Origin of the sequence: Bifidobacterium aerophilum (genome assembly GCF_010667685.1) — a bacterium.
Lineage (GTDB): Bacteria > Actinomycetota > Actinomycetes > Actinomycetales > Bifidobacteriaceae > Bifidobacterium > Bifidobacterium aerophilum.
The window spans coordinates 235109-245847 of the sequence record NZ_WHZW01000001.1 but is presented as its reverse complement, the minus strand read 5'-3'; the positions used below and the strand labels follow the sequence as shown (position 1 = coordinate 245847).

Here is a 10739-nt window from a genome sequence, read left to right as displayed (position 1 = left end):
TGATACCACGCGCGACAATGAACACTGCGCGTCACAAGACATCAATCGCGTCCACCATCCGGTCCCCAAACCACCACCAATGCCGGCAAACCCGAAACGGTTTGACCGTATAATTACAGATTTGCGGCGGTCAGAGCCCAGGTGAGACGCCCGGTCCCATTCCGAACCCGGAAGCTAAGGCCTGGCACGGCGATGGTACTGCACCCGACAGAGTGTGGGAGAGTAGCACACCGCCGCAATACTACTTAACGAAAGCCCAGAACCACGACGGTTCGGGGCTTTCCGCATATCTACGGTCAGTACACGGAATACCCGCCATCCACTTGGATGTTCGTGCCGGTGATGTACGACGAGGCATCGCTGGCGAGGAACAGCACCGTCGAGGCGATCTCCTCATTGGTGCCGAACCGGTGCATCGGCACCGGCGCGATCATGAGATCATGCCCCTCAGGCGTGATGCGTCCGTCGAAGATACCGGACCAGACGTATCCCGGCGACACCGCGTTCGAACGGATGCCGTATGGCGCCAACGCCGCAGCCAGATAGCGCGCGTACTCGTAGATGCCGGCCTTGGTCGCGCCATACGCGGCCACGGGGGATGGGCCGCCGCCGATGAAGTTGGCGTTGTGCCCGGACAATGACGAGGTGAAGATCAGCGACCCGCCGTGATGATGCTCGCGCATGATGTGCTGGGCCATCTGCGCGGTCATGTAAGCGCCGGTCAGATTGATGTCGATGGTCTTCTGCCAGACTTCGTACGGCTCGTCCGCGTCATCGCCGGGCACGTTGACGCCGGCATTGATGAACGCGATGTCTACGGTGCCGATCGCGTCGATCAGCGACGTTTTCAGTGCCTCGACCTGGCTGCGATCGGATACGTCGCAATACAGCGGCACGATGTTGACGTCGTATCGTGCGGACAGCTCCGCGGCCAGCGGTTCGAGTGTGTCCCGGGTGCGCGGCAGGTCCACGATGGCCACGTCGGCACCCGCCTCGGCCCACGCCGCAGCGGTGTTGCGCCCCAGTCCGCCGGCGCCGCCGGTCACGAAGCCCTTCTTGCCGACCAGAGAGAACCGGTCCATGATGCGATGATCCGGGTTTTTCCACTGGTCAAGGGGATATTGGTCGAATACTGTCTCGTCGGTCATACGACCTCCGTTCTGTTCGGGGCTCGGCGTCGTTGCCGTAGCCGTTATGCCGAGACTAGCACGTTCGGGGTGTTTGTGGGGTGCATGTCGTGGATCATTGCGGTGAATGCAAAGACAAGGGGTCGGGGTATATTCGTTAGGTTGGAATAGCTGTACGCTGATTATTGATGATTCGGAGAACAACATCATGGCTTTTGGCACCGATCCTCACCCGCAGGGACTTGCGAATCCGCCGATCGACGATCTGATGGAGCATGCTGATTCCAAGTACGCTCTGGCGATCTTCGCGGCCAAGCGAGCCCGCCAGATCAACTCCTACTTCACGCAGCTCAACGAGGGCCTGCTGCAGAACGTCGGCCCGCTGGTCGAATACCAGAACCAGGAGAAGCCGCTGTCCATCGCGTTCCGTGAGATCAACGAGGGCCTGCTTGAGGAAACCCTTGGCGAGGACGATCTGAGCGAAGGCAACTGATCGCGAATCGTCCGGCGTCGGTCCTAACGGCATCGCCGGGCGATGAACCGCAAATCATATCGTATACGCCCCATCGGTACGTCGTGCGAGAAATGATCTTCACGACAACATGCCGGTGGGGCGTATTATGTTGAAGCTAATGGCACGGCAACGGCGCACGTGACGGACGATGCCGGTCGGGGTGTGACCGGGCGCGCGTTCCGTTGCGTACGCGGGCGACAGGCCAATGGATCCGATTCGTCGTGGCCGCAGACGGATGCGAATGGGGAAACGGTGCGGCATGAAGAAGGTGCGCGTATGGAACGTCGTTTGATTTCGGCCGAATCGGTGACCGAAGGCCATCCCGACAAGATCTGTGACCAGATTTCGGATGCGATTCTGGACGATCTGCTGCGGCAGGACATCCACTCGCACGTCGCCGTGGAAACCGTGGCCGGCGTCGGCCAGTTCCTGATCTTCGGCGAGGTGAACAGCGAAGGCTATTGCGAGGTGCAGCACGTCGTGCGCGACGTGGTGCGTCGCATCGGCTACACGAGCAGCGAGGTCGGTCTTGACGCCGATTCGTGCGGCGTGCTCGTGTCGATCACCGGCCAGAGCGCGGAGATCAACCAGGGCGTGTCCCGTCTGAGCCACGAGCAGGAGACGGCCGCGTCCCGCGAGGAACGCTACGAGGCACAGGGCGCTGGCGATCAGGGCGTGATGTTCGGCTACGCGACCGACGAGACCGACGTGATGATGCCGCTGCCGATCCACCTGGCGCACCGGCTCGCCTACCGTCTGGCCCAGGTACGCAAGAGCGGCGAGGTGCCGCATCTTCGCCCGGACGGCAAGACCCAGGTCACCATCGAATACGACGAGAACGACCACGCCGTGCGTCTCGACACGGTGCTGATCTCCACGCAGCACGATCCCGAAGCCACGCACGACTGGCTCCAGGCGCAGCTGGTCGAACACGTCATCAGGCCGGTGCTTGACGAAGTCCTCGGCGACAAGGTCAAGCACGACGACTACCGCGTGCTCGTCAACCCGACCGGCTCGTTCGTGCTCGGCGGCCCGGCCGCCGACTCCGGCCTGACCGGCCGCAAGATCATCGTCGACACGTACGGCGGCGCCGCCCACCACGGCGGCGGCGCGTTCAGCGGCAAGGACCCGAGCAAGGTCGACCGTTCCGCCGCGTACGCCGCCCGTTGGGTCGCCAAGAACATCGTCGCCGCCGGACTCGCGCACAAGGTCGAGGTGCAGGTCGCGTACGCGATCGGCGTCGCCGACCCGGTGAGCGTGAACGTCGAGACGTACGGCACCGAAATCGGCGACGTGACCCGCGACCAGATCCAGCGCGCGGTGCGCAAGGTCTTCGACCTGCGTCCGGCCGCGATCATCGACGAACTCGACCTGCTGCGCCCGATCTACTCGAAGACCGCCGCATACGGCCACTTCGGCCGCGAGGACAAGGACTTCACCTGGGAGCGCACCGACAAGGTCGACGAGCTCCAGGCCGCGATCGCCGAGTGACGGGTTCGGCTGGGAACCGTCGGGCCGTGATGACGGGCCTGATGTGTTGGGTGTGTCACCCCCCTCAGTCAGCTTCGCTGACAGCTCCCCCTTCAGGGGGAGCAGGGGCGAGCCCGGGCGATGCCTACATTGTGCCAGCGCCGCCGTGGTCGTTCCTTCCCCTTGCCCCCCTCAGGAGGAGCAAGGAAAAAGGGAGGACAAAGCGACCTGTATCACCGTCACTGTCGCCCTTCAGGGGAACAAGAGGAACGGTCGAATCAATAATTCAATGACAGACTATGGCGCCTGCCGTGACGTGTGTTCGCGGCGGGCGCTTTTTGCAAACGACAGCGTAACGAAACTCACATCAACGAATACGCGTAACCAATATCACGACAAACATCCACGAAAGAGGCGAAGAATCATGGGTTACGGCAAAACGATGACCGTCGGCGAGATGGTCGCTGAATTCATCCAGCCGAATCCGCTGCTGCGCGTCGAAGCGTTCGACGGATCGACGTTCGGCCCCGAAACTGCCGATCTGGTCGTCACGGTCAACAATCCGAACGCGGTCTACCAACTGCTTACCCATCCCAACGAAATCGGCGCGGTGCGCGCGTACGTGCTCGGCGATTTCGACATCAAGGGCATCGACTATGCCGATCCGTATCCCCAGCTTCGGCAGCTGCTCTCGGTCGCGCCGTACGTGCGCCCGCTGACGCCACTCGGCATCGCCAAGGTCGGAGGCGCGATCCTCAGCCACGGCTACCGCAAGCCGCCCGTGCCGAAGACCGAAGGACCGTCGAAGTTCGAACGCATCAAGTCCGGCCTGCTGCCGCACACCGAGAAGGCCGACAGCGAAACCGTGAGCTTCCACTACGACCTGTCCAACGACTTCTACCGCAACTTCCTCGGGCCGACCATGACGTACACGTGCGCCGTGTTCCCGACCGAGGACACGAGCCTGGAGGACGCGCAGCTCAACAAGATCCGTCTCGTGCTCGACAAGCTGGGGCTGAAGCCCGGCGACCGGCTGCTCGACATCGGCTGCGGCTGGGGCACGCTCGTGATCGAAGCGGCCAAGCGCGGCATCAAGGCGCTTGGCGTATCGCTGTCGAAGGAGCAGATCGAATACGGTCAGGAATGGATCAGGCGCGAGGGACTGGAGGGTCTCGCGGAACTGCGCGTGATGGACTACCGCGACGTGCCCGAACGCGACTTCGACGGCATCTGCTCGATCGGCATGATGGAGCACGTCGGCGTGAAGAACTACCAGAGCTACTTCGAAGAGATGTTCAAGCTTTTGAAGCCCTGCGGCCGACTGCTCAACCACCAGATCACCATCAGCCATGACAAGCCCCACGGCAAGCCCGGCACCGACGAATTCCTCGACCGGTACATCTTCCCCGACGGAGACCTCGGCGCGCCCGGATTCATCGAATCGTGCATCCACGACGCCGGCTTCAACGTGGTGCATCAGGAGAACCTGCGCCAGCATTACGCGCTGACGCTGCATCACTGGAACCACAACCTCGCCGAGCATTGGGACGAGGCCGTGGCCGAGGTCGGATTCGAGCGCGCGAAGGTGTGGGGCCTGTACATGGCCGCATGCGCGCTGAACTTCGAGCTGGACGGCATTCAGGTGCACCAGTTCCTCGCGGTCAAGCCCGATCGCGTCGGACACCCGGACGGCAGGTGGTATCCGCTGCGTCCGTGGTGGAAGGCCTGATTTGTGGACGGTGCGGAACGGCCGTGCATCAGCCGGTCTCCGATCATGCTGATGGCATGCCGTCAATGTCCGCATCGTCTGTGGTAGAAAATGAGATATGACCTCACCGCATGCCGAACAGCTGACGTTTGACGGGTTCGCGACCCCCAGACGTCGCCGGCGCGCGCCCGAGGAGAAGATCCCCGCCGCAGAGAACCCGGTCGTGCGGGTCGTGCTCGACGTGCAGGCCACGCATCTGGGACGCACGTTCGACTATCTTGTCGAGGAACGCCAATCCGATCAGGCCGTCCCCGGCGCGATGGTGCGCGTGCGGTTCGGCGGGCAACGGGTGAACGGCATCATCTGGGATCGCGTCGCATCCAGTGAGACGCCGGCTTCGTCGCTGCGGTACATCGAACGGGTGCTCACGCCGTCGCCGCTGGTATCGGCGTCGATGCGCGAGGACATCACGCTGATCGCGGACGCCTACGGCGGCACGCGCGCGAACATCCTGCGGCTGGCCGTTCCCGCGCGCGTCGCCCGCATCGACAAGGAACAGCAGCTGGCCGCGTCCGGCTTGTGGCAGGGACACGAACGGTTCGGCGAACCGCAGTCGAAGGCGCTCGCCGACGGGCTTGCCGCCCTGCGACGGTCGTATGACGGTGCGGAACGGCTGCACGCCGCCATCGAGGGACGGGGATTCGCGTCGTTCGTCGTGGACGCGATGCCCGGGGCCCTGCGCTGGGCGCGTGACCTCGCATACATGATCCTTGACGCGTTGCTCGCCGGAAAGTCGGCGGTGATCGTGCTGCCGACCGCACGTGAGGTGGACGATCTCGCCGGTGTGCTGGCGGGGGACTGCGGACTGCGCCGTTTCGCGCCGGATCATGCCACGCACGGTGGGTACAGCGGCGACTTCGCCGTGCTTGAGGGCAGTGCGATGCCGCCCGCCGAACGATACCGCGCGTATCTGGCCGTGTCGACCGGTCAGGTGCGATGCGTGATCGGCGCGCGCTCTGCCATGTATGCCCCGGTCGAGGGACCGGCGTTGTTCGCGATCGTCGATGATCTCGCCTATCAGAACATGGATGGGTTCATGCCGTATCCGAACGCGCGCGGCGTGCTGCGTCTGCGTGCCAAGGCCCATGGCGGCGTGTTCGTGGCGCTGGCGAACGCGCGCAGTCCGATCAGCCAGTGGGAGACGAACGGCGACGGGGATCCGTCCGTGGTGCGCGAGACGCCGACCAGCGGCTTCTCGTCTCCGGTGCGTCCGCTGCCCGCCGTGCTCAAGGAGAGCAGTCCGTGGATCCGGTGGCTGAACCGCGACGAGCTGGCGAGGCTTGCCGATCCGAGCATCGGCGCGCGCGTGCCGCATACGGCGGTGCGCATCCTGACCGAGGCGTTGCGAAGCGGTCCGGTACTGCTGTCCATTCCCGCGGACGGCATCGCCCAGGCGCTCAGTTGCGCGCGATGCCACCGGCAGGCGCGGTGCGCGCGATGCACCGGACCTCTCGAACAAGTCGTGGAACAATCCGTGAAACATCCGGGAGGCATGTCGGGCGGCATACGATGCCGGTGGTGCGGCGCGGCCGCCGTGAACTGGACCTGTCCCGGATGCCACGGCGACCGCCTGCGCGTCGTGCGCGTCGGAGCTGCTGGCACCGCGCAGGAACTCGCCGGACTGTTCCGCGGCGTGCCCATCGTCATGTCGTCGCGCAGCCAGCCGCGAGGCATCATCGCGTCGATCGTCGCCACGCCGCAGATCGTCATCGCCACGCCCGGCTGCGAACCGCGCGTGTTGCAGACCGACGGCAAGCCGGGCGAATACCGCGCCGTGGCGATCCTGGACGCGTGGACGAGTCTGTACGCGCCCGGCGTGGATGCGCGATGCGACGCGCTGTCGTCGTGGATGCGGTCGATGACGCTGTGCGCGCCGCGTTCCCGTGGCGGGCAGGGACTGCTGATCGGAGAGACCGATCCGGTGATTGCCCGGTCGTTGATGCTGTGGAATCCGACGCTGCTGGCCGGGCGCGAGATCGAGGAACGCGCGCAGACCGGACTGCCGCCGGTCGTGGCCGCCGCTTGCGTGTGGGGACGTCGCGACGCGGTCATGAAAGCCCTGTCCGAGGTCGGTGTGCTGGACGGCGACTGGGCGAACGTGACCGTGCGCAACGTGATCGGAGACGACGAACCGACCGGCGACCCCGGCGACGGTTCCCCGGACGGCACGGCGATGACCGACGGGCCGTTGGACATGCCCGCGACGGTTGACCTGCCGGCCGTACTCGGACCGGTGCCGATCCCGCAGCCGGCGACGATCAACGCGCGCGAACTTGAGGACACCGCGGATCGGGTCAAGGCCGTCATACGCGTCGGCCAGCCGCGGCGGGCGGAACTGGCGATCCGCCTGCGCGCCGTCGTCGCACGGCACGTCGCCTCGCGCACGCCCGGAGAACTGCGGTTCCGGCTTGACCCGAAGGATCTGATCTGACCGGCGGTCGGCGCGGCATGGGACGATACGTATGGAATCGACCGAACGGTCATGGCGATTGGAGGACGATATGAAAGGTTGGCCGGGCGAACCCGACATGGAACACGACGTGCTGGTGGCGGACGGCAATGCCGCGTCGGCCGCGGGCAAGCCGATCACCGACGTGATCTTCGACTTCGGCAACGTGCTGATCTACTGGGATCCCGCCTCCGCGCTGGTCGCACGCTACGATCAGGAGACGATCGACCGGTTCCTCGACAACGACGTTTCCGGATTCTACGACGCGAACGACATGATGGACGGCGGCGAGGAGCCGGACGCCGCGATCGCATGGATGGGCGAGACCCACGGCGAGCAGTGGGCCGGCATCCTGCGCTACTACATCGACAATTTCGAGGACTCGCTCACCGGCGTCGTTCCGGGCATGCGCGTGCTCGTCGACGACCTCAAGGCGGCCGGCATCGGCGTGTGGGGCCTGTCGAACTGGGAGAAGACCCTGTTCCACTGCGCCGAGGAGAACTGCGGAATCCTGCGGCACCTCGACGGCAAGCTCGTGTCCGGATTCGTGAAGCTGCGCAAACCGCACCGCGACATCTACGACGAGGCCCTTCGTCGGTTCGGCATCGAGGCGTCCGGCAGCGTGTTCGTCGACGACAAGGCCATGAACATCGTCGGCGCGAACGAGGCCGGCATCCGCGGCGTCAGGTTCTCCGACCCGCGCAAGCTGCGCGAGATCCTCATCGGACAGGGCGTGGACATCCCCGGCGTCAGCAGCGTGCGTTAGCACGGCGCCGCGGGTCACACGGTATCCGATCGATATGCGATGAATGACATGCCGTGACAGAGGGCATGAGCGTTAAGGAGTGATGATTTGCTGAAGATTCTGTTTGCGGGAACCCCCGATGTGGCCGTGCCGTCGTTGCGCGCGCTGGCCGCCGACACCGAACACGTCGAGATCGTGGCCGTGCTGACCCGTCCCGACGCGCCGACCGGACGCGGCCGCAGGCTCACGCCGAGCCCGGTCAAGCAGGCCGCGATCGAACTCGACCTGCCGGTGATCGAATCCGATCCGTCCGAGGACTGCTTCATCAGCGAGCTGATCGCCACCGGCGCGCAGGCCGCCGCGGTCGTCGCCTACGGCAAGATCCTCAAGGAGCCGGTGCTCGACGCGCTGCCGCTCGGCTGGTACAACCTGCATTTCTCCATGCTGCCCAAGTGGCGCGGCGCGGCCCCCGCGCAGCGGGCCATCTGGGCCGGCGACCGGTCCACCGGCGTGACCGTGTTCCGCATCACGCGCGGCATGGACGCCGGTCCGATCGTCTCCCAGCTGGAAACCGAGATCGGCAAGCACGAGACGGCCGGCGAACTGCTGGACCGTCTCGCGCAGGTCGGATCGAACGTGCTGGTACGCGCGATGGAGGCCGTGGAGGCCGGGCGTGCTGCCGCGGTGCCGCAGCAGGAAGGCGAATACGCGAAAGCCGAAAAGATCACCGTGGACAGCGCGCACATCATTTTCGACGCGCCGGTCAACGACGTCGATTGCCAGATCCGCGCATGCACGCCGAACCCAGGCGCGTGGTGCGAGCTGCACGCGGACGATGCGGATGGCGCCGAACCGACGACCCTGCACGTGCTGCGCGCGCAGCCGGCCGACATGGAACACCCGCACGTGCCGGCCGGCCTGGCTCCCGGCGTGATCGCGGCCGGCAAGAAGAACGTGTGGGTCGGCACCCTGTCCGATCCGCTTGAACTGCTCGAGGTCAAGGCGCAGGGCAAGAAGGCCATGCGCGCCGCCGACTGGGCACGAGGCGCCCGCCTTGCCGCCGACGCCCACTGCGCGTAGCGGTGTGGCGTTCGGATGCGGCGCTCAGGCGCCGTTCGACGCGTGGCGGTTTTCGCTCGCTGACCTGCTCGTCGGCGAGCGAAACCCGCCACTGGCATATGCGGCCACGTGTGTGGCTCGGAGGCTTGACGACTTGGGGGCTCAGGGACGCAGGAGGGGAAGGACCTGGGTAAGGTCGCGCTCGTTGATGGCGTGATGGGCGGCCAGCTGGGTCTTCGGCTTCGCGCAGAACGCGATGCCGAGCCCGGCGGCCTGAATCATCGGAATGTCGTTCGCGCCGTCGCCCACGGCCACGGTCTGGCCCATCGGCACCCCGTCGCGCTTCGCCCACGCCTGCAACGCGTGCAGCTTCACCGTCTTGCACACGATGTCGCCGACCACCTGGCCGGTCAGCAGACCATCGGCGACCTCCAGCCGGTTCGCCAGCCAGTAGTCGATATGCGCTTCGTCCGCCAGCCGGTCCACCACCTCATGGAACCCGCCCGACACCACGCCGACCTTCCAGCCGTGCGCGTGCAGCTCGTCGATGAGCTCCAGCGCGCCTCGCGTGAAATGCAGCGATTCGTACACCGTGTCGAACACCGAAACCGGCAGGCCGCGCAGCAGCGCGACCCGTGCGCGCAGCGCCTCGCAGAACTCCAGTTCGCCGCGCATCGCCCGTTCGGTCACCGCGGCGATCTCGGCGCCGCATCCGGCCGCCTCGCCCAGCTGGTCGATGACCTCCTCGTCGATCAGCGTGGAATCCACGTCCATCACCAGCAGGCCGGGCTCGGCGAGCGTCGGCACGTCCCCCTCGGGCGTCGGCGTGTCAAGATCCTGCAATGTTTCGTCAAGCATGCTTTTGATTGTCGAAAAACGTTGGGACAATGACCCCTATGACTTTTTCCGGGACCGCAGCTGGACTGCTGCTCGCCGCCAACGACATCCCCGTCTGCACGACGGGCGAAACCGGCCTGATCGGCATGATCACGAACTGGCTCGTGACCCTCATGGAAACGGTGGGCGGCATCGGCGTGGCGCTCGCCATCGCCCTCGAATCGATCTTTCCGCCCATCCCCAGCGAAGTGATCCTGCCGCTCGCCGGATTCACCGCCGCCCGCGGCACGCTGAACCTCGTCGAGGCGATCGTCTGGGCCACCGTCGGATCCGTGCTCGGCGCATGGGCGCTGTACGGCATCTCGCGCTGGGTCGGCCTGGCCCGCATCCACCGGGCCGCCGACGTGATTCCGGGCGTCAGCCGCAACGACGTGAACAAGGCCAACGACTGGTTCACCAGATACGGCACCTGGTCCGTGCTCATCGGCCGCGTGATCCCGGTCGTGCGCTCGCTGATCTCGATCCCCGCCGGGTTCAACCGCATGAACTTCATGCAGTTCACCGGCTGGACGCTGCTCGGATCGGCGGTATGGAACACGATCCTCGTGTCCGCCGGCTACCTGCTCGGCGACCGGTGGTGCTCGATCCAGGGCGCGCTCGGCGTGTTCGAGGATGCGGTCATCGTCGTTTTCATCGTGGTCATCGTCGTGTTCGCGGCCCGCAAGATCCGTAGCATGATGCGTGCACGCAACATGAACGAACGGCAGTGA

General features: G+C 65.5%; 9 protein-coding genes and 1 rRNA gene. 8 read left to right on the top strand and 2 right to left on the bottom strand.

The features are described 5' to 3' along the window. Positions 1–122 precede the first annotated feature (122 nt). Positions 123–239, top strand: a 5S ribosomal RNA gene (rrf, locus tag GFD25_RS00920). A 57-nt stretch (positions 240–296) separates the two neighbouring features. On the opposite strand, the gene GFD25_RS00915 is transcribed toward rrf, so the two are convergent. Further along, a complete protein-coding gene (locus GFD25_RS00915) occupies positions 297–1148 on the bottom strand; it encodes an SDR family NAD(P)-dependent oxidoreductase (protein ID WP_163229019.1) in 852 nt (283 codons plus the stop codon). Between the two features lie 187 nt (positions 1149–1335). Between GFD25_RS00915 and rpoZ the strand changes: the two genes are divergently transcribed. The 6 genes from rpoZ to fmt all read left to right on the top strand — a co-directional run bounded on the left by rpoZ (position 1336) and on the right by fmt (position 9153). Beyond that, positions 1336–1620 carry a DNA-directed RNA polymerase subunit omega gene (rpoZ, locus tag GFD25_RS00910; protein WP_163229016.1) on the top strand — a complete coding sequence of 95 codons (285 nt, stop codon included), beginning with the start codon at positions 1336–1338 and terminating at the stop codon, positions 1618–1620. Between the two features lie 297 nt (positions 1621–1917). Next, the gene (gene metK / locus GFD25_RS00905; RefSeq protein WP_163229014.1) at positions 1918–3132 is read left to right on the top strand and encodes a methionine adenosyltransferase; all 1215 of its coding nucleotides are present in this window, start codon (positions 1918–1920) and stop codon (positions 3130–3132) included. 403 nt (positions 3133–3535) lie between these two features. Further along, positions 3536–4840 carry a class I SAM-dependent methyltransferase gene (locus GFD25_RS00900; RefSeq protein ID WP_163229012.1) on the top strand — a complete coding sequence of 435 codons (1305 nt, stop codon included), beginning with the start codon at positions 3536–3538 and terminating at the stop codon, positions 4838–4840. Between the two features lie 97 nt (positions 4841–4937). After that, positions 4938–7310 (top strand): primosomal protein N', encoded by a 2373-nt coding sequence (locus GFD25_RS00895; protein WP_163229010.1) that lies wholly within the window; start codon positions 4938–4940, stop codon positions 7308–7310. A gap of 70 nt (positions 7311–7380) precedes the next feature. Next, entirely contained in the window at positions 7381–8094 is a 714-nt protein-coding gene (locus GFD25_RS00890; protein WP_163229043.1) for an HAD family hydrolase, read from the top strand. Between the two features lie 87 nt (positions 8095–8181). Continuing rightward, positions 8182–9153, top strand: a complete 972-nt coding sequence (fmt, locus tag GFD25_RS00885; RefSeq protein ID WP_163229008.1) for a methionyl-tRNA formyltransferase — start codon at positions 8182–8184, stop codon at positions 9151–9153. Between the two features lie 141 nt (positions 9154–9294). On the opposite strand, the gene serB is transcribed toward fmt, so the two are convergent. Further along, positions 9295–9990, bottom strand: coding sequence for a phosphoserine phosphatase SerB (gene serB, locus GFD25_RS00880; protein WP_163229006.1), 696 nt, complete (start codon positions 9988–9990; stop codon positions 9295–9297). Positions 9991–10028: 38 nt separating this feature from the next. Here serB and GFD25_RS00875 point away from each other — a divergent pair, with 38 nt between their 5' ends. After that, positions 10029–10739, top strand: coding sequence for a DedA family protein (locus GFD25_RS00875; protein ID WP_163229004.1), 711 nt, complete (start codon positions 10029–10031; stop codon positions 10737–10739).

Coding starts and splice junctions, on each gene's coding strand:
- GFD25_RS00915 (WP_163229019.1), bottom strand. CDS start 1,148: ATGACCGACGAGACAGTATTCGACCAATATCCCCTTGACCAGTGGAAA.
- rpoZ (WP_163229016.1), top strand. CDS start 1,336: ATGGCTTTTGGCACCGATCCTCACCCGCAGGGACTTGCGAATCCGCCG.
- metK (WP_163229014.1), top strand. CDS start 1,918: ATGGAACGTCGTTTGATTTCGGCCGAATCGGTGACCGAAGGCCATCCC.
- GFD25_RS00900 (WP_163229012.1), top strand. CDS start 3,536: ATGGGTTACGGCAAAACGATGACCGTCGGCGAGATGGTCGCTGAATTC.
- GFD25_RS00895 (WP_163229010.1), top strand. CDS start 4,938: ATGACCTCACCGCATGCCGAACAGCTGACGTTTGACGGGTTCGCGACC.
- GFD25_RS00890 (WP_163229043.1), top strand. CDS start 7,381: ATGAAAGGTTGGCCGGGCGAACCCGACATGGAACACGACGTGCTGGTG.
- serB (WP_163229006.1), bottom strand. CDS start 9,990: ATGCTTGACGAAACATTGCAGGATCTTGACACGCCGACGCCCGAGGGG.
- GFD25_RS00875 (WP_163229004.1), top strand. CDS start 10,029: ATGACTTTTTCCGGGACCGCAGCTGGACTGCTGCTCGCCGCCAACGAC.